This is a genomic window from Nostoc sp. NMS7 (assembly GCF_017115085.1).
GTDB lineage: Bacteria > Cyanobacteriota > Cyanobacteriia > Cyanobacteriales > Nostocaceae > Nostoc.
Map to the genome: position 1 here is coordinate 21,391 of NZ_JABXKJ010000256.1, position 26,349 is coordinate 47,739.

Annotated in this window: 23 protein-coding genes, 2 tRNA genes and 1 pseudogene; 10 read left to right on the top strand and 16 right to left on the bottom strand. The window is 43.5% G+C overall.

The features are described 5' to 3' along the window. Window positions 1–50: 50 nt before the first annotated feature. From ligA to HWQ38_RS37075, 9 genes are all read right to left on the bottom strand, one after another. Window positions 51–2,087 (bottom strand): NAD-dependent DNA ligase LigA, encoded by a 2,037-nt coding sequence (gene ligA, locus HWQ38_RS37035; protein WP_292804442.1) that lies wholly within the window; start codon window positions 2,085–2,087, stop codon window positions 51–53. A gap of 266 nt (window positions 2,088–2,353) precedes the next feature. Beyond that, complete coding sequence (locus tag HWQ38_RS37040; RefSeq protein WP_292804445.1) at window positions 2,354–2,758, bottom strand: peptidoglycan-binding domain-containing protein; 405 nt, start codon at window positions 2,756–2,758, stop codon at window positions 2,354–2,356. A gap of 582 nt (window positions 2,759–3,340) precedes the next feature. Continuing rightward, window positions 3,341–4,708: an NAD(P)/FAD-dependent oxidoreductase gene (locus HWQ38_RS37045; RefSeq protein WP_292804448.1), complete on the bottom strand. Its 1,368-nt coding sequence runs from the start codon at window positions 4,706–4,708 to the stop codon at window positions 3,341–3,343. Between the two features lie 56 nt (window positions 4,709–4,764). After that, the gene (locus HWQ38_RS37050) at window positions 4,765–5,010 is read right to left on the bottom strand and encodes a hypothetical protein (RefSeq protein WP_292804451.1); all 246 of its coding nucleotides are present in this window, start codon (window positions 5,008–5,010) and stop codon (window positions 4,765–4,767) included. A 38-nt stretch (window positions 5,011–5,048) separates the two neighbouring features. Continuing rightward, window positions 5,049–5,714: a heme-copper oxidase subunit III gene (locus tag HWQ38_RS37055; protein WP_292804454.1), complete on the bottom strand. Its 666-nt coding sequence runs from the start codon at window positions 5,712–5,714 to the stop codon at window positions 5,049–5,051. Between the two features lie 96 nt (window positions 5,715–5,810). Beyond that, entirely contained in the window at window positions 5,811–7,466 is a 1,656-nt protein-coding gene (ctaD, locus tag HWQ38_RS37060; RefSeq protein ID WP_292804458.1) for a cytochrome c oxidase subunit I, read from the bottom strand. Continuing rightward, window positions 7,456–8,376: a cytochrome c oxidase subunit II gene (locus tag HWQ38_RS37065; RefSeq protein WP_292804461.1), complete on the bottom strand. Its 921-nt coding sequence runs from the start codon at window positions 8,374–8,376 to the stop codon at window positions 7,456–7,458. The genes ctaD and HWQ38_RS37065 overlap by 11 nt, the downstream gene beginning before the upstream one ends. A gap of 412 nt (window positions 8,377–8,788) precedes the next feature. Beyond that, a complete protein-coding gene (locus HWQ38_RS37070) occupies window positions 8,789–9,394 on the bottom strand; it encodes a DUF2231 domain-containing protein (RefSeq protein ID WP_292804463.1) in 606 nt (201 codons plus the stop codon). After that, the gene (locus HWQ38_RS37075) at window positions 9,391–9,885 is read right to left on the bottom strand and encodes a DUF2231 domain-containing protein (protein ID WP_292804466.1); all 495 of its coding nucleotides are present in this window, start codon (window positions 9,883–9,885) and stop codon (window positions 9,391–9,393) included. Before HWQ38_RS37075 ends, HWQ38_RS37070 begins: the two co-directional genes overlap by 4 nt. A 530-nt stretch (window positions 9,886–10,415) precedes the next feature. Between HWQ38_RS37075 and HWQ38_RS37080 the strand changes: the two genes are divergently transcribed. Next, on the top strand, window positions 10,416–11,189 hold the full coding sequence (locus HWQ38_RS37080; protein WP_292804469.1) for a hypothetical protein: 774 nt from the start codon (window positions 10,416–10,418) through the stop codon (window positions 11,187–11,189). A 19-nt stretch (window positions 11,190–11,208) separates the two neighbouring features. Here the strand turns inward: HWQ38_RS37080 and HWQ38_RS37085 are convergent. Continuing rightward, window positions 11,209–11,791 (bottom strand): annotated as a pseudogene (locus HWQ38_RS37085) (adenylate/guanylate cyclase domain-containing protein); the annotation flags it as partial. Between the two features lie 427 nt (window positions 11,792–12,218). Continuing rightward, the gene (locus HWQ38_RS37090) at window positions 12,219–13,301 is read right to left on the bottom strand and encodes a Gfo/Idh/MocA family oxidoreductase (RefSeq protein ID WP_292804472.1); all 1,083 of its coding nucleotides are present in this window, start codon (window positions 13,299–13,301) and stop codon (window positions 12,219–12,221) included. Window positions 13,302–13,640: 339 nt separating this feature from the next. Between HWQ38_RS37090 and queC the strand changes: the two genes are divergently transcribed. After that, on the top strand, window positions 13,641–14,318 hold the full coding sequence (gene queC / locus HWQ38_RS37095; protein ID WP_292804475.1) for a 7-cyano-7-deazaguanine synthase QueC: 678 nt from the start codon (window positions 13,641–13,643) through the stop codon (window positions 14,316–14,318). A gap of 125 nt (window positions 14,319–14,443) precedes the next feature. Here queC and HWQ38_RS37100 read toward each other — a convergent pair whose 3' ends face one another. Next, window positions 14,444–15,838, bottom strand: coding sequence for a hemolysin family protein (locus tag HWQ38_RS37100; protein ID WP_292804477.1), 1,395 nt, complete (start codon window positions 15,836–15,838; stop codon window positions 14,444–14,446). Between the two features lie 146 nt (window positions 15,839–15,984). Here HWQ38_RS37100 and HWQ38_RS37105 point away from each other — a divergent pair, with 146 nt between their 5' ends. After that, window positions 15,985–16,185 carry a hypothetical protein gene (locus HWQ38_RS37105; RefSeq protein ID WP_292804480.1) on the top strand — a complete coding sequence of 67 codons (201 nt, stop codon included), beginning with the start codon at window positions 15,985–15,987 and terminating at the stop codon, window positions 16,183–16,185. On the opposite strand, the gene HWQ38_RS37110 is transcribed toward HWQ38_RS37105, so the two are convergent. Beyond that, window positions 16,153–16,854, bottom strand: coding sequence for a hypothetical protein (locus HWQ38_RS37110; protein WP_292804483.1), 702 nt, complete (start codon window positions 16,852–16,854; stop codon window positions 16,153–16,155). The two genes, HWQ38_RS37105 and HWQ38_RS37110, sit on opposite strands and share 33 nt — an antisense overlap. A 296-nt stretch (window positions 16,855–17,150) precedes the next feature. Here HWQ38_RS37110 and HWQ38_RS37115 point away from each other — a divergent pair. Further along, window positions 17,151–17,223 (top strand) — tRNA-Ile (locus HWQ38_RS37115). A 266-nt stretch (window positions 17,224–17,489) separates the two neighbouring features. Here HWQ38_RS37115 and HWQ38_RS37120 read toward each other — a convergent pair. Further along, window positions 17,490–17,924: a hypothetical protein gene (locus HWQ38_RS37120; protein ID WP_292804485.1), complete on the bottom strand. Its 435-nt coding sequence runs from the start codon at window positions 17,922–17,924 to the stop codon at window positions 17,490–17,492. A 100-nt stretch (window positions 17,925–18,024) separates the two neighbouring features. Here HWQ38_RS37120 and pyrE point away from each other — a divergent pair, with 100 nt between their 5' ends. The 3 genes from pyrE (at window position 18,025) to HWQ38_RS37135 (ending at window position 23,653) form a co-directional block, all read left to right on the top strand. Continuing rightward, window positions 18,025–18,648, top strand: coding sequence for an orotate phosphoribosyltransferase (gene pyrE / locus HWQ38_RS37125; protein ID WP_292804488.1), 624 nt, complete (start codon window positions 18,025–18,027; stop codon window positions 18,646–18,648). A gap of 717 nt (window positions 18,649–19,365) precedes the next feature. After that, window positions 19,366–22,425 (top strand): response regulator, encoded by a 3,060-nt coding sequence (locus tag HWQ38_RS37130; RefSeq protein WP_292804491.1) that lies wholly within the window; start codon window positions 19,366–19,368, stop codon window positions 22,423–22,425. Between the two features lie 265 nt (window positions 22,426–22,690). Next, window positions 22,691–23,653, top strand: coding sequence for a diguanylate cyclase (locus HWQ38_RS37135; protein ID WP_292804494.1), 963 nt, complete (start codon window positions 22,691–22,693; stop codon window positions 23,651–23,653). A 100-nt stretch (window positions 23,654–23,753) separates the two neighbouring features. Here the strand turns inward: HWQ38_RS37135 and HWQ38_RS37140 are convergent, their stop codons facing one another. Both HWQ38_RS37140 and HWQ38_RS37145 read right to left on the bottom strand, forming a co-directional pair. Further along, window positions 23,754–24,215, bottom strand: a complete 462-nt coding sequence (locus HWQ38_RS37140) for a DUF29 domain-containing protein (protein WP_292804497.1) — start codon at window positions 24,213–24,215, stop codon at window positions 23,754–23,756. Window positions 24,216–24,245: 30 nt separating this feature from the next. Beyond that, window positions 24,246–24,317: transfer RNA gene (locus HWQ38_RS37145), tRNA-Thr, on the bottom strand. Window positions 24,318–24,380: 63 nt separating this feature from the next. Here HWQ38_RS37145 and HWQ38_RS37150 point away from each other — a divergent pair. The 3 genes from HWQ38_RS37150 (at window position 24,381) to lexA (ending at window position 26,347) form a co-directional block, all read left to right on the top strand. Further along, a complete protein-coding gene (locus tag HWQ38_RS37150) occupies window positions 24,381–24,503 on the top strand; it encodes a hypothetical protein (RefSeq protein WP_292804500.1) in 123 nt (40 codons plus the stop codon). A gap of 79 nt (window positions 24,504–24,582) precedes the next feature. Next, entirely contained in the window at window positions 24,583–25,503 is a 921-nt protein-coding gene (gene argF / locus HWQ38_RS37155; protein ID WP_292804503.1) for an ornithine carbamoyltransferase, read from the top strand. A gap of 238 nt (window positions 25,504–25,741) precedes the next feature. Beyond that, on the top strand, window positions 25,742–26,347 hold the full coding sequence (gene lexA / locus HWQ38_RS37160; RefSeq protein ID WP_292804506.1) for a transcriptional repressor LexA: 606 nt from the start codon (window positions 25,742–25,744) through the stop codon (window positions 26,345–26,347). Window positions 26,348–26,349: the final 2 nt, after the last annotated feature.

Genomic DNA, 26,349 nt, shown 5'->3' on the forward strand with positions numbered 1-26,349 from the left:
TCTTTAATGTAAAAATTTTGAATGCGTGAATTTTGAATTGTTAACTTGTTTCAATCTTCAAGCATCTCGAACAATTGCGCCTCGCTTAACTGCGTAATTCCCAAGGAGAGCGCTTTTTCTAATTTAGAACCGGCATCTTCTCCTAACACTAAATAATCTGTTTTTTTACTTACTGAATCAGTCACTTTTCCCGCAGCTTTTTGAATCAAAGCCTTGGCCTCATCTCGCTTTAAGGTTGGCAATGTTCCCGTAATAACAAAAGTTTTACCTGCGAACTTTTGATTAGCATCACCAACTGTTTTTGTTTCCTCTGTGGCAGCTAATTGCAATCCTTCTGCTTGCAAACGTTGTATCAACCTTTGGTTGGCATCAATCCGAAACCATTGATAAACAGATTGGGCAATTTCAGCACCGATACCATAAATTCCTTCAATATCTGATTGCTTTGCTGTAGCTAACTGGTCTACAGTGAAATATTTCTGAGTCAACAATTGGGCATTCACACTGCCAACGTGACGGATGCCTAAGCCATACAATACCCTTGACCAAGGTTGATTTTTCGATTGTGCGATCGCATCGATCAATTTCTCTGCCGACTTTTTCCCCATCCTTTCCAATGCAGATAACTTCTCTGCTGTCAACTCATATAAATCGGCAACGGAATGTACCAAACCTTTATCAACGAGTTGATACACCAACTTTTCCCCGATGCCTTTAATATCCAAGGCATCACGACTTACCCAATGTTCAATGGAACCTTTAAGAATCGCTGCACAAGAAGCATTGACGCAGCGAGTTACCGCCTCACCTGATTCTCGTACCACAGGTTGACTGCAAACTGGGCAATGGGTGGGCATAAGAAAGGGTTCGGTGTCAGTGGGACGGAGTTCTTTTAATACCCTTACCACTTCTGGAATGATTTCTCCAGCTTTGCGGACAATCACAGTATCGCCAATGCGGATGTCTAATTGAGCAATGCGATCGCTATTATGTAAAGTCGCGCGGGAAACTGTTGTTCCCGCCAGTTGCACCGGGCGCATCTCGGCTAACGGTGTTAACGCCCCCGTTCTACCAACATTCACAGCAATATTTTCCACACGGGTTGGTGCTTCTTCAGCGGCGTACTTCAAAGCGATCGCCCAGCGAGGGAATTTCTGGGTAAACCCTAGCTGTTCCTGAAGTTTAAAAGAATTCAGCTTTACTACTACCCCATCAGTCATGTAGGGTAAATTCAGCCGTTCCGTATCCCAGTATTCATAATATTTTGCCACTTCTGCGATCGAGGCACAGAGTTTGTGGTTGGAGTTCACTGGAAAACCCATCTTTTTCAACAACTCCAACGCCTCCCATTGGGTATTGGCAATACTGGTGTCATCTCTACCAGGAATGTGCAAAGTGTAGCCAAAGAAATCTAACCGCCGTTTAGCGACAATGCGGGAGTCTAGTTGCCTGAGTGTACCAGCTGCGGCATTACGAGGATTGGCAAATAATTGCTCACCTGCTTTTACCCTTTCCTCGTTGATTTGTTTAAATACTTCCAACGGCAAAAACGCCTCACCTCGCACTTCCACCCTTTCCAGAATTTCTAACCCTTCAAAATTCAAACGCAAGGGAATTGAGCGAATTGTCCGCACATTTTGGGTGATATCTTCACCCGTCACTCCATCACCCCTAGTTGTCCCCCTAACTAGAATCCCATCTTGGTAGGTAAGAGCTAAAGCAGAACCATCAATTTTGAGTTCAGTGACATATTCCACTGAGTCTATTTTAGATATTTGTCGCCGCCAACGCTGATCCCACCCTTGCAACTCATCGATATTAAACGCATTCTCCAGACTGTACAAGGGGATATTATGCCGCACCGAGGTAAACTGCGTATGCTTAAGCTCACCTACGCGCTGAGTCGGACTATCCGGTGCCGTCAACTCTGGATATTGAATTTCCAGTTGTTGCAATTCTCGATATAGTTGGTCATAGACTGCATCCTCCATGATTGGAGCATCTAAAACGTAATAAGCTAAGCTTGCTTGTTGCAATAACTGGCGCAATTCTTCTGTGCGCTTTACTTCCGGCTTAATCTGGGTCATTTTTATAATCAGAATTCAGAACTCAGGAGTCAGAATTCAGGATGAATTCTGTACGAGTGGATGATAGCGCAGCTTTAGCTTATCTGGAGCGTGTGAATATTGGTTAAAACCGTACTTCATCCCGCTACGCGCTTTCGCCCCTGGCGGTCACTAACTTGTGCCGAAGTGTAGGCGAAACTAGTATTAAATATTCCTCCTGATTAAAACTCTATCCCTTTATGAATAGAGTATTCACCAATTCTGAATTCTGTATTCTGACTACTGATTTATTTCATAGATGCCAAAGTCCGGTGTCCAATTATTCCGTCTGCTCTTAACCCTTTAGACTTCTGAAATTTCATCACGGCTGAACGTGTGTTGTTATCAAAGACACCAGTCACATTTGCAGTATAGAATCCTTGCTGTTTTAAAGAATTCTGAGCAGTTTTGACTGCCTCTCCTCTGCTACCTACTCTCAGCACGTCACTATGGTTTGCCATACTATTAGACCTGTGCTTGGCATGAACCCTTTGGACAGCATTAGGCTTTTTCATGGTGTTGCCCTGCTGCATATTTTGAGCAACGTAGGAAGCAGTAGTCGGATTGTCGCTTTTATTATTGGTTAAAGAGTAAGCAGGCATAGCAGCGGCTAAAGTCAAGGCAGGGAGCAAAGCAAGTAATTTCCAATTCATCTTTTTGTTCCTTCTAACTATGAGAATTATTAAATTTTGATTAGAAGAGTCATCCTAATAAGGGTTAGTGCCTTATAGTGATTCTTCTATGTAGACTCTGGTGTGTGGGTTTAGTATAGAGTGAGCCTATCTTTTAACCCAGAGCTTTAGCATCACACATTATATTGACAGAGCTATGGCAACATTGTGACAAAAGCATGACACTAATTTATTTAGAATTGTGTCGCAATTTTTACTTCCGCCCTGCGATACTAGCACAGCGCGGCGGAAATAAACATAAGATCAAACCTCACCCTCAATCCCTCTCCTTAGTAAGGCTACGGTGTATACATAAGTCAAATTACCCTCCTTAATCCCCCCGATATATTGGGGGGAAACAGGAATCTAGTTCCCTCCCCTTTATAAGGAGAGGGTTAGGGTGGGGTAATTTAGCGGAACAGGTCGGCGGAAATAAACCACCTATTCAAAATCAATACTTCTCTACGAGAGGCTGCGCCAACGACAAGCTCAGTAACCATGAAACGCTTACTCTGTATTCATTTTGAATTTTGAATTTTGAATTTTGAATTACGCCTTGCGGTACTAGTCCCTTTTCTGTTCATCACCTAACATTTTCAATAATTTTCTGGCAACTAAAACGCCCACAACTCCAGCACCAACTAATTCCACCGCTTGCACCACTTTTTTCCCTACATCTTGAGGGTTGAGGTGGTGATGAAAAATCTCTTCATCCACCCATTCAGTTGTGGCTTTGAAATCATGAATTGCTGTTGGCAATAGCGTTAAATAAGTGCCGTGACGAATTAAATGTCCGGGTTCGCCTGCAACTTCAAAAACATTGAATAAGTTAGCAGCAGCCTCATTTATCCCCAATTTCAACAAAGTTCCACGGATGTTAACCTGAGCTGGTTTGAGGTCTTTTCCCAACGCTAATGCTTTCAAATTACTGGCAATATTAGCCCCTTGTTGATAAGCCACTTGAGCTGTAGGTGGTAGCGAATTATCCTGAACTGCCACACAATCACCACCGGCAAAAACTTCTGGAAAGTCGAGCAATTGCATGGTAGAAGTAACTAGGAGGCGATCGCGATGATCTCGATGTTCTTTGGAAATTGGCAAATCTTTAATCAGTGGATGGGTAGAAGTCCCAGCTGTCCAGATTGTAGTATATGTTGCTAATGTCTCGATTTGCTGATTGCGCTTATATTCAATTGCGTTGGGATGGATAGCAGTGGCTTCTGCTCCCGTGAGTAGTTCAATTGGCACAGCGCGTTTCTGCAATTCCCGTTCGGCAATTTCACGTAAGGGGTCATTAATATCACCATTAAGGATTTGTTTACCGGGATTGAGCAATACCACGTGAATTTCACTCTGATTGCCTCCTAAAGCGCTATACCAATGTGGGAGGAAATCAGCTAAAGTTGCTGCCATTTCTACACCGGAAGCACCACCACCAACCACGACTACTGTTAACAGTTTTCGGCGTTGTTCTAAATCTTCAGTTTGCACTGCTTGTTGTAAACGATCGCGTAAATGCCGCTCCAGAGCGATCGCATCTTCTTGCGTCCAGAAAGGAAAGGCATTTTCTTTGGCTCCCTCAACTTGATGATAGGTAGTAACGCTGCCCAAAGCTAATACTAAGTTGCTGTAATTGTAGGAGTTTCCCGAAGTTAATTTGACTGCCTTTTGATCTAAGTCTATCGACTCCACTGTATCTTGAACAAAGATCACACCACTACCTTTAAGTAATTCCGAAAAACCTGGGACTACTTGCAAGGTATCCATCTCGCCATCGAAATATTCATAGAGTAACGGCTTAAAGCAAAAGCGCTCCTCTTTATCAATCAAAATCACAGAGCGAGGATAATGTTCGTGAGCTAAGTGCAAGGCTGTAAATAGCCCTGCAAAGCCACCACCGACAATCACAGTTTGATAAACTGGGGTGTTCATATAATCCCTTGCAAATATTGTGAAATCAGGATGTTCAATTAATCAGAGCTTCTCTACTATAGGAATAAAAACAAAGCAATCAAACTAACGCTGAGGATCACAGCCAATCCAATCGCGTATTCAACTCTGCGACTAAAAAATCCTACAGCAGCAACCAAGGCGATCGCTAGCCCGATAATGCCAATATATTGCTCTTTTTGTAAATCGTGTGCAATTAGTGGGTCTTTTCCTGGTGGTGCAGTTTCTTGAACTGCTTTTGGGGCGCGTTCTGACGCTGGTATTTCTTGGATGAATAAATTCATAAAGTTACTCCTGAAAATGCTTGGTTAACTGAAGATTTTTATGCCCGCCAAAGATAGAGAAGGGAGAAAAGGAAAACCCAAACTACATCAACAAAGTGCCAAAATAATGTGGTTGCACTTGTACCGAAGTGAGTCTGATTATAATTGCCTGGAATAAATGAGCGAATCAGCATAATTATCTGAAGCACAACACCAGCCAGAACGTGTAAACCGTGGAAACCTGTCAGCAAGTAAAATGTGGAACCAACTAATCCTGTAGTGAGCTGAAAATCGAGATTTTTCCACTCAATTAATAGACCAATTAGGAAGTAGATTCCCATTGCGATCGTGAGCAGCCACAGCCAGCGAAATTTACTGAGTTGATTACGCTTGAGAGCATTTTCTGCTGGTTGAATAATAAAGCTACTCGAAAGCAGTACTACCGTGTTAATAATCACAAAGGTAGACAATTCTGGCCCAGAAATACCGGGTGGTAGCCAGTTAGTAGTATTCAGTCGCAGAGCAACATAAGTAAAGATAAAACTCAAAAAGATGATGCTCTCTGACAGCAGGAACACGGTAAACCCGAACATCCCTTTACCATGATGATCTTCATGACTCCCACCACCACTTGGCAGGAAGCGCTGCAACCAATTTGGTAGGCGTAGCCGCCACTTTTCAAAACGGATCGGACTTTCATCTAGATGAATGGGGCGAGGTTGCATAATTCAGCTGGGGCACTTGTACTGAGCGAAGTCGAAGTATTGGGCATTGTCTCCTTTGATCCTCAGTAATCAGTAAAAGGTGTTAGTGTTTTATCCTTACTCACCGTGATCAGAATTTACTATTACTGAGTATTTTGGATCGCCATAGTCGTAGGGGGGTCTTGTAACAATCGGAATCTCTGCAAAGTTATCTCGTGGAGGTGGTGAAGTGGTTGTCCATTCCAATCCAGTAGCGTGCCAAGGATTATCAACCGCCCTTGGACCGTATAGCCAAGAACCGACAATATTGGCAATAAAGGGCAGAGTAGATACTCCCAGCAAGAATGCCGCCAGACTAGCGATGACGTTCCATCCTTGATACCGTGGATCGTAGGAAGAGACTCGGCGCAACATCCCTTGCAAACCTAACGGGTGCATGGAGAAGAAGGTAATATTGGCAGGGATAAAGGTCAGCCAAAAATGCAGCTTGCCCCAACCTTCAGCGTACATCCTTCCAGTTATTTTGGGAAACCAGAAATAAATGGCTGCGAAGATTGCCATCGTGATCGTGTTGAAGACGATGTAATGGAAGTGACCTACTACAAAATAGGTGTTGTTGACGTGAATATCAAAGGGCGTTGCAGCCAGCATCACACCAGTAACGCCACCGAAAATAAACATCGCTGCTGCTCCCATCGCAAATAGCATTGGTGTTTCTAAATGCAGCTTGCTTTTCCAGATAGTGGCAGTCCAAGCAAATGCCTTCACCCCAGTCGGGATGGAAACTAGCATCGATGTAAACATAAAAGTCATCCGCATCCAGCCAGGGGTAGCACTGGTGAACATGTGATGCACCCAAACGAAGATGCTGACAACAGCGATACCTAATGAGGCGATCGCAACTGACCGATAGCCAAACAAAGGATTCCGGGAAAAGGCTGGCAAAACCTCCGCAATAATACCGAAGGCTGGTAGTGCCATGATATAAACTGCCGGGTGAGAATAGAACCAGAATAAATGCTGGTAGATGATGGGATCGCCACCTTCTTCAGGTTTGAAGAATTGCGTACCGAAAGCGAGGTCAAACAACAGCAGGATCAATGCACCTGTCAAGGCTGGTAAATTAATTAGCTGCAACAATTGGGCACTGAGAACCGACCAAACAAACACAGGCATTCGGAAAAACGTCATCCCTGGCGATCGCATCCAAAAGATCGTAGTCACAAAATTGACAGCCCCCATGATCGAAGAAATGCCGATCAATATTAGACTGACGATCCAAATGAATTCACCGTTAATTAATTGTCCGGGGGGAAATTGCAGGCTGACTGGTGGATAAGACCACCAACCTGCCTGTGCAGTCCCATTGGGTAGCAAAAAGCTCGATATTAACAAAATACCTGCTGGTGGCAAAATCCAAAAGGAGATGGCATTAAGTAAAGGAAACGCCATATCCCGCGCCCCAATCATTAACGGCACTAAGTAGTTAGAAAGTCCGGCATTGAAGGGGATAATCCACAGGAAAATCATGATTGTCCCGTGCATGGTGAACAAGCCGTTATAAAAGGGGCGATCAACCAAATTTGATTCGGGGGTGAGGAGTTCGGCACGAATAATCATCGCCAACAGCCCACCAATCAGGAAGAAAATAAACGTCATCACCATGTACTGAACACCGATCACCTTATGATCGGTGCTAAAGCTGAAATATTGCCGCCAGTTATCAAGAGGCTCTCTATCCTCGGCGATCGCTTCACTGAATTCATGTGTCATTACTTACCTTCCTTTTATTAGCTACAGCAGGTTGATCGGGTGCGACAGTGTACCAACCGCTTTTAAATAATGTCTTTGCTACTTGGATATGTTCAGCAACTGCCTGATTTTTTACAGTTGTTGGTTCGCTAGCCGTTTGGGTGAGCCACTGGTTATACGCTTCAACAGATTCAACGTATACATCTGCTTCCATCAACGCAAAGTAAGTACCGCTAAATTGAGAATCTTTCAGCTTATATTTTCCCGTGCGAGTAGGCGTTAGAACAATCTCAATATCGCGTTTGGGGATAAGATCCTGTTTTAAGCGGAACTCAGGGACATAGAAACCGTGGATTACATCTTGTGCGTGCAGATTCAGGCGGGTGCTGCGATTTACTTTCAGGTGTAATTCATGACTGGTAAGATTATTTGGATAGTGGAAAGACCACTCCCACTGTTTAGCGAAAACATCAATAGTTTCAGAAGCAGGTTTAGGAACGTCGCTGGCTATTGCGGCGTTAGCTGGTTGGGATTCTAAGGGCAGATGCAAATGCACTATTTGTCCCAAACCCAAAATATTTAATTGCTGATAAATATTGAAGCTTTGAAAAGCAATCCACAACACCAAGATAGTCGGGGTTGCTGTCCAGAGAATTTCTAGTCTCACATCGCCCCTAGAAGGGTGTCCTTCGCTGTAGTCTTCCTTAGATGCCCGAAAGAAAAGTACCGAATATAACATCATCCCAACCAGCCCAAGCAAGATGAAAGCTCCAATTGAAACTAAGAAGCTAAACAAATCATCTACTTTTTTTGCTTCGGCGGTGGCTTGAAGAGGCATCCAGGAGTAAGCTAGCTGTCCAATCCAATGGCTGATAACGAGCAAAACTGCAATATAACCAGCTATTAGTAAATATTCTAAAAATCTAAACATAGCAATTTTTGTCTAAAGTCCAATACGCACTCATCATCTATTGCACCTTTAATTTATCAGGACTTACGCAAACAATCGCTGAAAAGAATGATTTTTAGGTAGGGGCAATTCATGTAGCTTTAGCTGACCGCAGGGTACTGCCCCTACCGCGTGTAGTTTTGCGTAAGTCCTATTTACATCCAGTTAATAGCCACAATTGCATTTCTTCTCTACCAGACGCTACGCGAACATTTGGAACTTGCAATTTTGATAGGACTTACGCAAAAAACCTCTCAAACTTTTATTCCTCCGTGTCGCGCCAGCTGCTACAACGGGGGGAACCCCCGCAACGCACTGGCTTCTCTGCGTCCTCTGTGGTTCGATTTTCCGTTGGTGTAAGTCCTGTTTGAATTGTTTAGTGCTTCTGGTTTGATTATTTAAGCAGCAAATCAGGATTTGTCCCCTCTTGGAGCAATTTTGCAGCAGTAACGTGAATTCCAAACTCTTCTCCCAATTGCGCCCCCAAAGTTCCGTGGACATATAAAATGCCTAGTATCACAATGCCTAGTAACAAGTAACTCCACTGCACCTGCCTAATTGAATCTTTGCGCCAACGATAGCGCTGTAAGCCTCTCCACACAGTCATTGCCACAATGATCCCCAACAGCAACACGCCACCCAAACCATGCAAAAGCATTGTCAAAGAGGCGCTCAAACCCCAAGCACTTTTTTCATTGACTGGTGGGTTTGCTAGCAGTAGCTCAAAAAATCCCACTGCAACGGTGAAAAAAGTAACCGTTGCCGCCGCCAGTAGATTGTACCACCCGACATCGAAAAGACCCGCACGGATGGCAGGAAGACCTAAAAATTTGAAAATCGGTTTTTCTATAGGAAAGAATGTGCCTGCTATATCAAAGAGGACGGCGATGATGAATAAACCCAGTGTCAGATGCACCAGTTGCGGATGCATTGGGATTTCGTAGGGTAGCCCGTTAGCACCCAACTTGAATCCTAACTGCTGAATGAGCTGCGAGTTCATGGCGATACTCCCTTTTTCATCGCTTCAACCACTGGCTCGACATGCAGCCCGTATACCCAAAATAGCTTGCTCCCCAGATACACTTGCAAGAACACCAGACAAATTAAAAACATTGTGGCACCCAGATAAGCTGGTGGTACTTTGTGTGGGCTGCGGTTGCGAATCACAAAACGCCAAGCTGCGATCGCCACGACAATAGCCGCAAGTGACCAACCCAAAATGGTATGATAATTCAGCGTTGGCTGCACAGAAGCGTAAATGTTTGCTAAACCCGCTTCAAACTGACCAAATATCACTGCTACAAAAATCGCGATCGCCGCAACAAACATATTCCAGAAACTTACCTCAAATAAACGCACGTTGCGAGTGAAATAGCCGACAACATCGCAGAAGAAAGAAAAAAACACCATCGCAATCACAAAATGAACGACGATCGGGTGCAGTGGGTCAGGGTATGGTAGATTCTGACTATTGAGTGGTAAGGCGGACATCGCTTTCTCCTTGGTATATCTAGGCGCTGTGATTACTTATTTTGGTCAAAATCAAATTCACTATTGACTGTTGAAAGATTTTTAATTTTGCAAATACATCTAATAATATAGAATTCCTAATCAGAGATATCTAAAAAGATCGCAAATAAACTACTGCCTTAGGGATGAGTTACATAAAAATAAGTTACTTATTTCTTGCTAACAGCGATCGCTATCTATATATATACTGATATCCTTTTCTCCAGCAGTGAATTCACTCACCTCCTCCTTTGGCTAAACAACAGTACTACACCCGACAACCTCCGACATTATCAGCCAGCATTCGGTCATAGATCAGTGTGTGCTGTTTCACTATTTATTCATTCATCAATCAAGGTATTTATTTATAGTAAATAAATAGCAAATATACTTACAAAATAAGTAATTTAAGCAATAAAATTTATCTAAAGTTTGTCGAATACTAATCTTAGTTTATACATAAATTACAGTTTCTTGCTTAAGCTTGATTAGTAATCAATAAGTGCAAGAGAATGAATAAATTTTGGAGTATTTTAATGGTTTCTAGCCTAGCAGGACTGGAAATCTTATCTGCCACTAAAGCTCAAGCGGCGTCGTTCGAGATTGACCCTACCTACACTTTTTTAAGAACTTATGCTGATACAACTGATTACAACAGTGTTAAGAGCATTGCTGGCGACGTTAAAGCGATCTCTCTGTCAGATAATGGTCTTCAAAGTGGAGATTTCGTCCATTTGAGTATCTCTGGTGAATTTAACTGGAGTGTTTGGAACCCTGGTAACAGGAGCGACATGATTGGCGTATTCAGTGCTTCAGATAAACTCTTGGATGCATCTGCTGAAAAACGAGTAGCTGATGCTATTGTTCTGAATTCAAAAGATACTAATGAATATGCTTACACTGATAAAACCTGGACTTCTCGCACCCTATTTGACTCAAATTACTACTCAGATTCTACCTACGACTCTGCTAAAAATGCTTATATGTGCAGTGGTATGAGTTTAAGCGATCCTAGTAGAACGTGCGGTCAACAAACATTATTTGATGGTATTTTCGGTATCTTGAGTGAGATAACCCTTCAGATTCCAACCAACGCAAAGTTTTTATTCCTTGCTGTTAATGATAATTTCTATAGTGATAACGCCGCAAAGATGTTACTTAATATTAGCAAAATAGAAACCATAGATATCCAGGTTGCAGTTCCAGAAGCAAATGCCATCCTTGGTATTGGTGCTACAATTGCACTAGCCTTAAGAATGAAGCGTAAAAAGCAAATTGCTGAATAATTATTGGGAGGATCATCAATTTGTCAAGGGTGCCTTTATGTTTAAAGACTGCCTCCACCATTGATTCAAAATATTCATTGAGCATACTCACCACTTCTTCTGCTTCCAAGGTTTCAGTTAAAGTGGTGTAGCCGCGAATATCGGAAAATAAAATCGAAACTTTTTTGTGATCCCCTCCTAGTTTAGCATCATCCAATTTCAGCAATTCTTCGGCTAATTCCTGGGTCATGTAGCGGTACATCGTACTCTTGAGCCGCTTTTCATCACTGGTATCTTCCATCACCACCAGCGCCCCACGAATTTGCGCTTGGTCGCTAGCATCGGCAATTGTGTTAATCGATAAATTAATACTGTGCGGTTTTATGCTAGTACTTATGACTGTGCGATCGGGGTAATATTGATGGCGGCCTTTTTAAGTCAACTGCGTGTAAAGCATCCTGATACCACTTGCTAAAGTCACCTTCTTTGATGGCGATCGCATCAGTAACTAATTTACCTTCTAATCGGTCTTCTGGCTCCAGTCCTAGCAAACGCTTGGCACTTTCATTGGCGGCAATAATTAATCCAGTTCTATCAGTGGAAACCACTCCATTGGAAAGACTACTGTAAGTGGTGTTAAAAGCAACAATTAATTACTTGATATTATCCATAGTTTAATCGCTTGTTTAGCTAGCGTCATCCTGTCAAAGAAGTTGGAAGTCAATTACTCACAAGCATGGTCTGACCAGAGTGCAGACGCAGTAATACTCCAAACCCCTGCTACTGTTTATACACAAGTCTTCTAGAGTTGCCTAAAACAAAACAAAAACCTCAAAGAGTCCTGACGGACATCCCTCTCCTTACCAAGGAGAGGGACAGGTTTTGCGTAGCAGAACCAGGGTGAGGTTTCTTTGGGTTATTCAATAAACCGTAAATTGTGTTAAGAGAGACTTGTGTATACACGGTAGCCTTACCAAGGAGAGAAAGGCAGGGGGAGAAAATTTTACCTTGTCCCCCTTGTCCCCCTTGTCCCCCTTGTCCTCTCTTCTTCTAGGCTGTCGGCGTCAATGATTGTACTCTTGGTTCCGATTGCCAGTCTAATGGATTCCAAACTCGATCTTCCAGCGCCATCTGCTCAATTAAACTTGCGAGTCTCAGGGCTTTGAGAGCTTGTTCACCACCCACTGAGGGTTGATTGCCACCGTGTACACAGTTGACAAAATGTTCTAATTCTGCACTCAGGGGTTGAACATTGCTGGTGTAGACTTTTTCAATCACACCATCTTGCCTGTAAAGTACTTGTCGGTGGTCGGTGAGAGAATTGGCAGTCGTTTGTCGGTGAATCAAAATTTCATTGTTGAGAAAATCTGCCTCAGTAAATGAATTTTTGCAATGGGCGACAATCCGGCGAATTTTTCGGTGGGTGACTTTACTGGCAGTCAGAGTAGCAACAATACCATTGGCAAACCCCAAGGTGGCAGTTACGTAATCTAAATAACCAGAGTCCAGGGCGCGAGTCCCGCTAGCAGTCAATTTCGTGACTGGGGAAGCAGCTAATTCCAAAAGTAGGTCAATGTCATGGATCATTAAATCCAGCACAACCGAAACATCGTTTGCCCGATCTGAGTAAGGACTCATCCTGTGGGCTTCTAGCGCCAGCAATTCCTCTGTTTTCAGCACTTGGCTCAGTTCTTTAAAAGCTGGGTTGAAACGCTCAATATGACCCACTTGCAGGATACACCCAGACTCAGCTGCTGCATTTACTAAAGACTCTGCCTCAGAAATACTGGCTGCGATCGGTTTTTCAATCAAAACATGAATTCCCGCTAACAGACAGTTGATACCCACGGCATAGTGCAGACGGGTGGGAACAGCTACACAAACTGCTTCCACAAGGGGTAGCAGGTCACAGTAATCTTCAAAAAAACGCACCTTGTACTTACTGGCAGTTTCTAACCCTCGCTCAACGTTAATATCTGCCACTCCGACTAGTTCCACATCTTTCATTGAACTCAGCACGCGAGCGTGATGTTGTCCCATGTTACCCACTCCAATCACGCCTATGCGGATCGGTCGTGGCTGGTTACGCTGTGTATATGGATTCGGTTCTGCCACTGACATGCTATTTTGCACTATTATTCTCTCCTCAACCACCAAATTTAGAGACGCTACGGCCGTTGGCGTTTATACTCGAAAGCCAGTTACGATCCGTCTAAAACCATCCAGATGGTAACATAGAGCCTATGTTTATGAAGAATTTCAAAGTTTGTGATCGGTTCCCGTAATCCAAATATCTTTTGTATAGATAGTTCGGCTTTGCTTGAGATTTTGCACTTTTTCCAAAAAATATATGTCTTTTGATTAACTTTAAAATATTCAGTAAGACCTAAGTGTAAATTCTCTTTAGCATTGCTTCCTAGCATCTTGTTAAGGTGTGATTTGGCGATTTTAAATCCAAAATTTGCAACCGATATGAAAGCTGTAATTCTGTTATCTGGAGGATTGGACTCTTCCACAATTCTGTACAAAGCTCAGGCTGATGGCTGTGAATGTCATACTATTTCCTTTGATTACCAGCAGCGACACCGCCGAGAGTTACAGTCAGCCCTCACCGTCGCTCAAAAAGCTGGGATCGTGAAACATCAGGTAGTTAATTTTGACTTACGACAATGGGGCGGTTCAGCACTTACCGATGACGCGATTGATTTACCCCAGGAGCGATCGCTCCATGAAATGTCTCAAAATATTCCTGTCACTTATGTTCCGGCTCGTAATACCATTTTCTTAAGCTTTGCTCTTGGTTACGCCGAAGCGATCGCAGCAGAGCGTGTCTATATCGGGGTCAACGCCCTAGATTACTCAGGATATCCTGACTGTCGCCCCGACTATATCCAGGCAATGCAGGAAGTGTTTCGCCTGGGAACCAAACAAGGGCGTGAAGGAGAACCAATTAATATTGTTGTACCCTTGATCAACTTGAAAAAAACTGAAATCATTCAACTGGGGAACCAATTGGGAGTTCCTTGGGAGCTAACTTGGTCTTGCTATGCCAATGGAGATGTTGCTTGTGGCGTGTGTGATTCTTGTGGCTTGCGGCTAGCAGCTTTTGCCGAATTGGGACTCGTTGATCCACTAGCGTATGCTTCTTGAGTTAGGAGCAGAGACGCGATTAATCGCGTCTGTACAGGAGTTTGGAGTTAAAATTTATAACTTAACGTGAATTAGACGGCTCATATAGTGTCCGTCTAATTCTCTTAACTCTTAACTCCTAACTCCTAACTTTCAACTCCTAACTCTTCTAACCGTTGCAGTTGAATTTGATGCAGGCGTGGGCCAACAATTGACACGACAGTGAATTCGAGATTTTGATAACAGAAGGTTTCGCCTTTGGCAGGAATTTTCTGGAACTGATACAGCAAAAAGCCTCCTAGTGTTTGATATTCTCTTGTCAAGGGCAAATTGAGATGTAAAATCTCATTGAGGTCTTCGAGGTTGATTTGTGCCTGCACTAAAAATTTATGTTTATCTAACATCTGAATCAGTAAGTCGTCACTGCTTTCAGGTTCGCTGGCGTTGCCAATGATTTCGGCAATGACATCTTTAATTGTCACAAGTCCCACAGTACCGCCAAATTCATTCACTACCATGACCATAGCTGGTTTCTCTTGTTGCATCATTGGCAAAAGTTCACTCAAGGACGTGTGTTTTGGAACAAATCGGACTGGACGCATCCAAGGTTGGATTTGTGTCTCCAAACTTAGCTTTCCTAGAGCCAAAGGTTGTGCCAAATCTTTAAAGTAAACAATGCCGCGAACATCGTCTAAAGATTCACCAATCACCGGATAACGAGAATAACCAGTAGAAGCCATTTCCTTGAGTAATGTCCCGAAGGTAGCATCTTTTGGCAGCGCGACAATACTGGTGCGGGGGATCATCACATCTTGGGCCATGACATCCCCAAACTCAAAGACATTATTGAGCAATTCTCGCTCTGAACGCTGTAAACCAGTAGACCCCCATTCTGTAGAGATAATCAGTTGCAATTCTTCGGGAGTCACAGGCGGCCTCCAGCCTTGACCTGTGTATTGGATGCCAAAAACACGCAACAAGCAACGAGTTGATTGGTTGAGAATCCAGATAAAGGGGCCAAAAAAACGCACGATCGCTTTTACTGAAGGCCCCAAAAACCTAGCTAGCTGTTCTGAGTAGAGCATAGCTAAGGATTTAGGACATAGTTCTCCGATCACAATTTGCAAATAGGCAATCAAGAAAAAGGTGATGGGAATTGATAGGGAATGGGCGATGAAGGTAGTCATCCCAATAGGTAAAGGCCAGGATTTTAACCATGTATTTACCAGCACGACTATCGTACTTTCTCCAATCCATCCCAGTGCCAAACTAGAAAGGGTAATGCCTAACTGGGTGGTAGATAGTAGTCGGTCAATACTACGTTGTAGCATATCCACAGCGATCGCCGGAATATCCCCAGCCTTAACTAGCTGGTGAATACGCGATCGCCGCACGCTCACCATCGAAAATTCCGCCGTCACAAAAAAGGCATTTATGGCAATCAGCAGCAACACTGACAACAACCGCAGCGCCACGTCTGTCCAAATTAAATTAGGAAAACCACTCACCGCCAAAGCTCGTGTAAAACTCACGCCCTCCATTTAAGGGAATTGGGAATTGGGGAGTGGGGGATGAGGGAGACAAGGGGGACAAGGGGGACAAGGGGGACAAGGTGGACAAAGGGGAATTATTGAACAAGTCTCTCCCTTGTCTCCCCCCTCTTCCTTGTCTCCCTTGTCTCTTATCCATGCCCAATGCCCAATGCCCAATGCCCAATGCCCAATGCCCAATACCCAATGCCCAATGCCCAGTGCCCAATACCCAATGCCCAATGCCCAATACTTCTCTACGAGAGGCTTCGCCAACGACTTCTCTACCAGACGCTGTTCGCGTTCGCTCAGTACAAGTGCCCAATCTACCTTTGTACAGGAATATTCGATGCCTCTAGCTTCAATTCTTGAGCGGGATAATCAGTGAGAGCAAGTGATATCTTCTTGACATCATCAAGTAAAGCTGTGGGAATGCTCACCGTACCGGAAAATGTTGGCCCATTTGCAGGCAATTCTGTTGGTAAACCCTCTGTACTAGCACTCAGAGTTCGTCCTTTATCATCGGTAACATCTAAAAAACTATACAAGAAGCGTACAGAATCTTTACCTTTGTTCTGCATTTTCACTTTCAGTAGCAAATCACCACCAGAGTAGCGGACAGATTGCACAGACATGGTTACACCCTCACTCTGGGCAATAACCGGAAAACCTGGCTGGAGTTTTTCTTCAACCACTTGTGGGGGTTTTTCCTCTGGTTTCTGCTTGCTGCTATTGGTTTCTTCATCATCTTCCTCTAGGTTTTCCGATTTAGCCGCCTTGGTCTTACCCTCAATTCGCGCCTTGACAATTTTCAGGATCTCTTGCTCTTTTAATAGCACTAGTCCTGCCTGTTGGGAGCTATTTGTCTTATTGCTGGCAAATTTGGTTGTCGGACGCCCATCTGGTGTAGTAACGCCTTTAAGTGCTGAACTCCCCAGTTGAAACCCCAAAAACGCGCTCACAGAACCTGCTCCTAACATCAGGATTAACAAAATCAAAGTAAGAAGTACAGTAGAACTTATTTTCATCGCTGACAAGCTATCACAAAAGAATGCTGGTCTATTTAAGAATAGTGAAGCTTTTGACCTCAATCCTTAAAGGAACTTAATCAATATTAGTTTGCACTATTTTATGATTAAACTATGTAGTATAAAAATCTGGTAAATTATTGTCCAATATTCACAGGCGGTAAATTTGTGCTATAATCATTCAATTGGCTAGACTCAGGGCATTGAGGTATTTTCCTCACTCTAAAATTAGCAAATCAGGTTGACCTAAAAGTTAAAGTAATTGACTCATAGGAACCCAAAACCCAACAAAACAAGCGCCTTTGGCCGATTGGGGAGGCAGCGAACTCATAATTCGCCTTCAGGCTGGTTCGATTCCAGCAGGGCGCACTAAATTCTAAATCAGCAAAAACCAGTAATGTGTTATTTTATCACGCTCTCAATGATGATTGGGACATGAGTAATACTACATTATCTTGAGAATTACCATGCCTGTTCAACTCCTACACCCCAGATTAATCAATCCTGAGTACTCAGCACAAAGGGGCACAGGGTTAGAGGAAAATTTTTATAACTCTTAACTCCTAACTCTTAACTCCCAACTCCTAACTACCACTCCCATTCGGCTACGCTCACGGCAAGCCCACTCTCCAATCTTACGGAGGTGATAAAGTTTCAAACCTGAATTCAGTTCCCACTTTGAGTTTGTTGCTATTCACACGTGGAGACATCATCAGCGATGTGTCATAAGGATTTGGTAAATCAGGAGTGCGAATATAAGGATCGTTGCTAACTTGCTGAGTCAGGACATCACGATATAAAGTGTTAAGCAACTCAGCATCGTGGGCAATTTCATTTTCTGGGAAGGAACCACCGAAACTGGAACCAATTCCTAGAAATGAGTCTAGCTGACGCTTGAGGCTACCATTTTCGTAGAAATTGCGATCGTGACTAAAAAAAGCTCGTTCAAATACATCATTTGTAGTTTCATAATTGGGTGTTTGTATTTGGGCAGATGCAACAGAGGGAAAAGCAATACCAGCAGCAAGCAGCACTAATGAACCACCAAGGGTTTTTAATTTTATACGCACGTTTCTGACTCCTCAATTTTTGGGCAATCTTAATTTATGCTTAAGTTCAGAACTCTTATGAGTTCAACCTTTGGTGTAGCACAACTTTTAATGTTTTGTAATGACGTATTTTACTGAAACTCCTACCCACTCAGATATTTGGGCAACCACTGCTGATTTGATCACCTTGCGCCACAAGCTACTAGATTTATTTTGCCAACTTGCTTATCAAGAGGGTGATTTTCTCCTCTCTTCTGGGCTGCGTAGTTCTTATTACGTGAACAAGACACAGGTAACACTCCATCCTCAAGGCGCTTTGGCAGTTGGACGATTGCTGTTCCCTTTGCTACCTGTAGATACAGAGGCTGTGGGTGGTTTAACATTGGGGGCTGACCCAATTGTGACAGCAGTAAGTCTAGTTTCTGTTTATGAAAACCGACCGATACCAGCGCTGATTATTCGCAAGGAAGCCAAGGGTTATGGGACGAGAGCTTATATAGAAGGCCCCAGTTTACCAGAAGGTGCAAAAGTAGTAGTCTTGGAAGATGTGGTTACAACTGGGCAATCTGCTCTGAAAGCAGTTGAGCGTCTTCAAGAAGCAGGTTATACCGTAGATCAAGTAATTGCACTGGTAGACCGACAGCAAGGGGGAGGGGAGTTGTACCAGTCAGCTGGGTTAAAGTTTGAAACTTTGTTTTCGATTCAAGAAGTTCAAGAACGCTTCCGACAACTTGCAAATTCTTGAACAATAGAACTTGTACTAAGCTAATGTAGTTTTAATTTGCATAACCAGGGCGGGCAAGACTTCGGCGTGAGCGCTACTTCGACAACGCTCAGTACAAGTCAGTCGAACGCTGCCCACCCCACAAGAGTTTTACTTCTAGGTAATAAATAATACTCGCTATAGCGGTTCTCGGCCTTTGTGAGGTACAAGAACCCCACCCCCAACCCCCTAAGAGCAAGCGAGGAGGGCGCTATGATGTACCTGATCTGATTAATAAACGCTATAACGCTACGTGGGTTAAGAACCCTTGATTTTATATTAGTCCGCCTCCGTGGACTACCCTTCTCCTGAGGGAGACGCTACGCGTAGCTTGCTTCCACGTTCGCGGAGCGTCCCGTAGGGAAGTGGTACGGGTTCTCCAAAGGAGTACGTTTGTATAATAAAGCCAATTGCTTATCGGGGAAACCCTTATGAGCAACTGTCGCGCGAATTTATATTTGCCCTAGCTCTAAGTTGACACCAATGAGCATTGTTGTACCCCTGTGAGTAGGACGCCAGTTCGCCCAAGTCGGGAGACCCGCCCACGCGACTGGCTCCTGTATTTCATGCAATTGAGAACCGCTATATTTAAGCAAAGATGTATTTTTATTTACAATTTTTAGCCGCAGCGATCGCTCAACCTAGTCATCGCTCTTTTGAAAAAAAACTTTTTGATTTCCAAAACCGCTGATCTCAATTATGCAATCACCAAATCCGATCTCACTTTCCTCACTCACCTCTATACTGACGGCTTTAGAAGTGTGCAGTGATGAATCAGTATATGCTCCCGGTTATATTCAGCCGCATGGAATGTTGCTGATGCTGCAAGAGCCACAGCTAACAATCTTGCAGATTAGTGAAAATGTGGAACAGTTTTTTGGGATTTCCGCAAAAGCATTGCTGGGTCAACCCTTACAACGGTTGTTTTCTCGCGCTCAAGTGCAGCGACTTACTGGCTATCTGGCTGAAGATAATCTGGAGCTTTGCAATCCGTTTGAGCTAAAAACGCGGCGGGTTGCTGAGACTGATTGGCAACGGGAAAGTCAGACATTCACAGGTGTCATGTACCGGATAGTAGATGGGTTGATTATGGAACTAGAACCTGTGCGATCGCTCAAAAGCATCTCTTCAATCCAGTTCTATCATCGCCTGCAAGCGGCGATCGCCAATTTCCGTAATGCCACTAGCCTGATGAATCTGGCTCAAAACCTTGCCAGAGAGGTAAAAGCAATGATTGGGTTTGATCGGGTTATGATCTACCGCTTTCAGGCAGACGACAGTGGTGTGGTGATTGCGGAGGAGAAACATAAGCATTTAGAAAGCTACTTGGGACTGCACTATTTAGCAACAGATATTCCCGCGCCAGCCCGCAAGTTGTTTTGCCGCAAGTGGGTGCGATTCATTCCCGATATCAATTACACCCCTATCCCCCTGATTTCCACCAACCCTCCTCTGACGGATACACCCCTTGATCTGAGTGATTCTATGTTACGAGGAGTATCTCACTATCACATTGAATACTTACAGAATATGGGGGTTGCTGGGTCGATAACGATTTCGTTGATCAACGACAAACGCCTCTGGGGATTAATTGCCTGTCACCACTACAGCCCGAAACTAGTGGATTATGAAACTCGCAAAGCCTGTGAATTTTTAGGACAGTTTGCCTCAATTGAACTGGTGCATCAGCAAGAACGAGAATTGGATGTTTACCGAACGCAGGTGAAAGCGATTCAGGATGAACTGCAACAGACGTTATTGCAGGAGTCCAATTTCATTGAGCAAGTGTTGATCCGAAATACTTCTCAATTGCTGGATCTAGTTCATGCCCAAGGAGCCGCGATTTTACTTGACGGTCATCTGACATTAGTTGGTCAAACGCCATCGGCTACCCAGGTACAGGAGCTTGTTACCTGGTTGGTGCAACGCAAGGGGGAACGAGTGTTTGCTAGCGATTTCCTCTCACATTTATATCCAGAAGCGAAGGCATTCAAAGATCAAGCTAGCGGCATCCTGGCAGTTTCAATTTTATTCAACCATGCCAAACAAAAGTCGTACCACATTATCTGGTTTCGACCGGAGCAAATCCAGACGGTGAATTGGGCAGGCAATCCCCACGATACGTTAACAATCAACGAAATTGGAGAGATGCAATTGTCTCCCCGGAAGTCCTTTGCAATGTGGAAGGAAACCGTGCGGGAAACTTCCTTGCCTTGGGAGGTTGCGGAAGTGGAAGCCGCTACTGAGATGCGAAATACGCTGATGTTGGCAGTGCTGGAGTTTTCCCAGATCGCCCTAGAACAAGCCGCAGAACAAGCCGCGATCGCTAACCGCGCCAAAAGCCAGTTCCTTGCTAAAATGAGCCACGAACTGCGGACTCCTCTGAATGCCATTTTGGGATTTACTCAGTTGATGAACCGCAGCGAGAAGATTCCATCTGAGTTTCAAGAAGATTTAGGCATCATCAGCCGCAGTGGAAAACACTTGCTAACTCTGATCAACGATGTGCTGGAAATGTCCAAAATTGAAGCGGGTCAGTTAAAGTTAACGGAAAACTCTTTCGATTTGCATCAGCTAATCCACTCGATCAGAGACATGGTTGCTCTCAAAGCTTTAGAGAAAGGAATTGATCTGATCACACAGCAACATCCCAGCGTTCCTCGCTATGTGTATGGTGACGAATCGAAACTGCTGCAAATTCTGCTCAACCTATTAAGCAATGCGATCAAATTTACGACAAGAGGCAGTGTCACCCTGCGATTCCAAGCTTTGACCGGGAAAGTGAGTAAGGTCAACTCACTTGATTCAATTTCTCGCGATGATTCCAAACCAATTATCACCCTTCATGTGGAAGTTGAAGACACTGGATGTGGTATCGCTCAGTCCGATATTGAGACTGTGTTTGAAGCTTTCACACAAACAGAATCAGGTCGCCATGTTCAAGGTACAGGCTTAGGCTTATCGATTAGCCGTCAGTTTGCCCGTTTAATGGGTGGTGATATTACAGCGCGAAGCATCCTGAATCAGAAGTCAACCTTCATTTGTGAGGTTTTACTGAGTCTGGTAAGCTCAGTGGATATCATTGCGCCGGAAACGACTCGCACTGTTATCGGTCTGGAACCGGGACAGCCCACTTATCGCATTCTCGTGGCGGAAGACTTGAGAGAAAATCGTCTGCTGCTCGTCAGCCTATTAGAATTAGTTGGGTTCGAGGTCTGTGCAGCCGAGAACGGAAAGGAAGCGATCGCTCTCTGGTCAGAATGGCATCCCCACCTGATTTTAATGGATATTCAAATGCCCGTCATGGATGGCTACGAAACTACTCGCCAAATTCGAGTCAAGGAGGCGGCAGGTAAAGATGTGGTGATTATTGCGCTGACAGCCTATGCCTTTGAGGAAGACTACACCACCAGCATTCAAGCAGGCTGCAACGACCACATCACCAAACCATTTACAGAAGGTATCCTATTTGATCGGATTACCCACTATTTGGGAGTCCGCTACCGCTACCGCGAAGAAGCTTTACCGCCGTTACACCAGCAAATCTTACTTCACAAATCCCTAACCGCCAAAGATTTACAGGTAATGTCGCCAGAGTGGATTATTCAGGCAAATCAAGCAGCCCTGGATCTCAACGATGCCAAACTCTATAATCTCATTGCTCAAATCCCTAACCAAGAGCAAGTTCTTGCTAATGCTCTGAAATCTCTGGTGGATAACTTCCAGCTGGAAGCGATCGCAATCCTAACCCAAACTTAGAGGATGTTTGAAAAGTCGCAAAGTATACTAGAAAATTGAGGAAAATATTCCCCTACACTATCGAGTTGCAATTGAACAACGTACTTATTTAAGTGATGACTCAGATTCTGTCGTGCTAGATATTACTTAGCAATTGATTATAATCAAGAATCAGTACCACCCCTAAAGGCAGAAGATGCTGTATGGTTTGATACCCTTTTACGCAAACAAGGGTTAAGGAATAAATAATTGGTTAAGAATTTTTCCCATTCCCCACCTTCTCCCTATGGCTAATTTACTTAAATCCGCTTCAGAAACCAATATCCTAATCGTGGACGATACCCCCGACAATCTACGATTGTTAGCGAAAATATTAGAGTCGCAGGGTTATATCATCCGTAAATCCCTCAACGGGAGAATGGCATTACAAGCTGCTTCTCGACATCCGCCCGATCTGATTCTGCTTGACATCAATATGCCCGAAATGAATGGCTATGAGGTTTGTCAACAGTTGAAAGAATTAAAAATAACAGATCAAATTCCGATTATTTTTATTAGTGCTCTTGACCAAATCAATAGTAAAGTGCAGGCATTTGAAGTAGGTGGACAAGACTATATCACCAAGCCCTTTCAAGAACTTGAAGTGCTAATCCGGGTCAGAAACCAACTACTCATCAAACAGCAACAGCAACAACTTCTTGAACAAAATCAACGCCTAGAGCATGAAATTCAGGAACGCCTGAAGGCTGAAGCAGACGTAAGGGAGCTATCTGTAACTGATGAGTTGACAGGATTATATAATCGACGTGGTTTCTTTTGGCTGGCAAATCAGCAATTCAAAATTGTCCAACGCATACAAATGTTCTGCTGTCTTTTGTTTGTTGATATAGATGGTTTAAAGCAAATTAATGACTCTCTAGGGCATGAAATAGGAGACAGAATGATCGTTGACACAGCCAAATTATTAAAGCAAACCTTTCGGGATTCGGATATTATTGCCCGTCTAGGAGGAGACGAGTTTGTAATATTAGTTCATATCGAGTCCAGGAATACAGATGAAATTTATCCTCGATTGCAAGCAAATATTGATCGTTTTAATCAAGAGCATAATTACTTATATAAACTATCCATAAGTGTTGGTGTGTCACAATGCGCCTCAAATGAAAACGTTTTACTAGAACAATTGATAGAAGAAGCTGACAAGCTAATGTATGAGGATAAACGCGCTAAACGCCTCGGAAATCATTAATTGTTGTATTGAAAGTAGAAATATCGACATTAATCTGTGAACAGCTACATCCAATTTCTGAATGTACACTGGCGGTTCAAGTATTTTCGCAATGGTTTAATTAATCGGGTAAAAAGTCTTCGTCTAAGCATTCATACGCACTAAATGGAGACTCAACAGGAAAAGTATCAAGGGATAAACCAGTTTCATCACTGGCTTGTTTTCTAGCATCTTGATAACACTCCAAGAAAAATTCTTGAAAATACGGCTTTAAACTAGGGCTGTCTTTAAAAGCTCTTGTAAGTCTCCGGCGATGTTCTCTAATTGTTGCTTTCCAACTATTAGAGCGTTTATTAGACTGAAACTTATACTTGAGCAAGTGTACTAAAACAACAATCAAATTACTGTCTAGTGCTTGCTTTTCGCTTCTTCCCATGCTCTCGATTTCTTCAATGAGATTTGCTAAATCGATTTCAGCTAATCTCCCTTCTTTTAATTTTTTAGCAGTTGTCTCTATCCATAGATAAAAATCTTGGTCATAAAGACTTTCGTCTGTAAAAGCAGTTGGTTGAGGCGCTGTCATTTTATATTTAAACCTGCCAAAATCAACAAAAGCCAGCAGCGGGATTTGAACTCGCGACCTTCCGATTACAAGTCGGATGCACTACCACTGTGCTATGCTGGCAAATTTAGCGTAGGCGTAGCCCACCGTATGTATCGCTCTCAATATAGCAACCACAATTTCTAATTGTACCATAATCAACCTATTTGTCTAGCTGCGATCGCTAAAAAATATCTGCCTCTTCAGAAATTAGGCTACAAAACCAGAGATTTTGGCAATCTCGCTACTTTTGTCCGCCGAGATGGTTGAGTTGGCGTAGCAATTGTGATAAATTAATCCGCCTGGTAAAGCAACAGAAATATATAATTGTTGTTTACACATCACAAGCATGGCAGTGTTGATCGGACGAGATTTATTAAGTCTGGCGGACATCAGTCCAACGGAACTTCAAGAACTCCTGCAATTGGCAACTCAACTTAAATCACAACAGGTGAAGTTGCAGTGTAATAAAGTTTTGGGGTTGTTGTTCTCCAAAGCTTCAACTCGCACGCGGGTAAGTTTTACTGTGGCGATGTATCAACTGGGGGGACAGGTAATCGATCTCAACCCCAATGTCACTCAAGTTAGTCGCGGGGAACCTTTGCAGGATACGGCGCGCGTGTTAGATCGATATCTGGATATTTTGGCAATTCGCACTTTTGCACAGCAGGATTTGGAAATTTTTGCTAACTATGCCAAGATTCCGGTGATTAATGCGCTGACTGATGCAGAACATCCCTGTCAGGTATTAGCGGATTTATTGACGATTCAAGAAGGCTTTGGCACCCTTTCTGGGTTAACTTTAACCTACGTGGGTGATGGGAATAATGTGGCTAATTCTCTAATGTTGGGCTGTGCTTTGGTGGGGATGAATGTCAGAATTGCTACCCCTAGCGGATATCAGCCAGATTCTAGAATTGTAGAACAAGCAAGAGCGATCGCTAATCACAAAACTGAAGTCCTCCTCACTCATGATCCAGAATTAGCCGCTAAGGGAGCTGCTGTACTTTATACTGATGTTTGGGCGAGTATGGGGCAAGAAGCAGAAGCAGGCGATCGGATGCCAATTTTCCAGGCTTACCAAATTTCAGAGCAGCTATTGAGCCTTGCTGATCCAGAGGCAATTGTTTTACACTGCTTACCAGCCCATCGTGGTGAAGAAATTACCGAATCTGTTATTGAAGGTTCGCAATCACGAGTTTGGGAACAGGCAGAAAATCGCCTGCACGCCCAAAAAGCTTTACTTGCGAGTATCTTAGGGGCAGAATGAAAGGAGTTAGGAGTTTGGAGAGACGCGATTAATCGCGTCTGTACAAAAGTTAGGAGTCAGAATAGCGAGTGTGCAATTGGCTCCTGACTACTTCTTGGTTAAAAATCCTAAATAAATGGGTAAAAAAAAAGAGAATATTCTTTGTTTTGCCTTTCATATTTTTACTTTTCTCTTGTTATAGGGAGTTTTTTGTAGTACTAATGTTCTAGAGACATTTATAATTACTTCTCGCAAATTTATGGAACGTCTAACGGAAGCTCAACAAGAACTTTACGAATGGTTAGGAGAATACATCCGATCGCATCAGCATTCGCCTTCAATTCGGCAAATGATGCAAGCGATGAATTTGAAGTCACCAGCACCAATTCAAAGCCGCTTAGAACATTTACGCACGAAAGGATATATAGAATGGACTGAAGGGCAAGCGCGAACAATTCGGATTTTGCGTGCTATTAAGCAAGGTGTACCAATTTTGGGGACGATCGCTGCTGGTGGTTTAATAGAACCGTTTACTGATGCTGTAGATCATCTAGACTTTTCTAATTTATCATTACCTCCCCAAACCTATGCTTTGCGGGTAGCTGGCGATAGCATGATTGAAGATTTAATTGCTGATGGTGATGTCGTATTCCTGCGTCCAGTAGCAGAACCAAATCATTTAAAAAATGGTACCATCGTCGCCGCCAGAGTTGATGGATTTGGTACGACATTAAAACGTTTTTATCGCCAAGGCGATCGCGTTACCCTCAAACCAGCAAATCCTAAGTATAATCCGATTGAAGTAAGTGCTATGCAAGTGCAGGTGCAAGGTTCACTCATTGGTGTTTGGCGCGGTTACAACTAAGT

Coding starts and splice junctions, on each gene's coding strand:
- HWQ38_RS37135 (WP_292804494.1), top strand. CDS start 22,691: ATGGCTAATTTACTTAAATCCGCTTCAGAAACCAATATCCTAATCGTG.
- lexA (WP_292804506.1), top strand. CDS start 25,742: ATGGAACGTCTAACGGAAGCTCAACAAGAACTTTACGAATGGTTAGGA.
- HWQ38_RS37040 (WP_292804445.1), bottom strand. CDS start 2,758: ATGAATTGGAAATTACTTGCTTTGCTCCCTGCCTTGACTTTAGCCGCT.
- HWQ38_RS37070 (WP_292804463.1), bottom strand. CDS start 9,394: ATGAACTCGCAGCTCATTCAGCAGTTAGGATTCAAGTTGGGTGCTAAC.
- ctaD (WP_292804458.1), bottom strand. CDS start 7,466: ATGACACATGAATTCAGTGAAGCGATCGCCGAGGATAGAGAGCCTCTT.
- HWQ38_RS37080 (WP_292804469.1), top strand. CDS start 10,416: ATGAATAAATTTTGGAGTATTTTAATGGTTTCTAGCCTAGCAGGACTG.
- argF (WP_292804503.1), top strand. CDS start 24,583: ATGGCAGTGTTGATCGGACGAGATTTATTAAGTCTGGCGGACATCAGT.
- HWQ38_RS37075 (WP_292804466.1), bottom strand. CDS start 9,885: ATGTCCGCCTTACCACTCAATAGTCAGAATCTACCATACCCTGACCCA.
- HWQ38_RS37100 (WP_292804477.1), bottom strand. CDS start 15,838: ATGGAGGGCGTGAGTTTTACACGAGCTTTGGCGGTGAGTGGTTTTCCT.
- HWQ38_RS37140 (WP_292804497.1), bottom strand. CDS start 24,215: ATGACAGCGCCTCAACCAACTGCTTTTACAGACGAAAGTCTTTATGAC.
- HWQ38_RS37050 (WP_292804451.1), bottom strand. CDS start 5,010: ATGAATTTATTCATCCAAGAAATACCAGCGTCAGAACGCGCCCCAAAA.
- HWQ38_RS37130 (WP_292804491.1), top strand. CDS start 19,366: ATGCAATCACCAAATCCGATCTCACTTTCCTCACTCACCTCTATACTG.
- queC (WP_292804475.1), top strand. CDS start 13,641: ATGAAAGCTGTAATTCTGTTATCTGGAGGATTGGACTCTTCCACAATT.
- HWQ38_RS37110 (WP_292804483.1), bottom strand. CDS start 16,854: ATGAAAATAAGTTCTACTGTACTTCTTACTTTGATTTTGTTAATCCTG.
- ligA (WP_292804442.1), bottom strand. CDS start 2,087: ATGACCCAGATTAAGCCGGAAGTAAAGCGCACAGAAGAATTGCGCCAG.
- pyrE (WP_292804488.1), top strand. CDS start 18,025: ATGACGTATTTTACTGAAACTCCTACCCACTCAGATATTTGGGCAACC.
- HWQ38_RS37055 (WP_292804454.1), bottom strand. CDS start 5,714: ATGCAACCTCGCCCCATTCATCTAGATGAAAGTCCGATCCGTTTTGAA.
- HWQ38_RS37045 (WP_292804448.1), bottom strand. CDS start 4,708: ATGAACACCCCAGTTTATCAAACTGTGATTGTCGGTGGTGGCTTTGCA.
- HWQ38_RS37105 (WP_292804480.1), top strand. CDS start 15,985: ATGCCCAATGCCCAATGCCCAATGCCCAATGCCCAATGCCCAATACCC.
- HWQ38_RS37065 (WP_292804461.1), bottom strand. CDS start 8,376: ATGTTTAGATTTTTAGAATATTTACTAATAGCTGGTTATATTGCAGTT.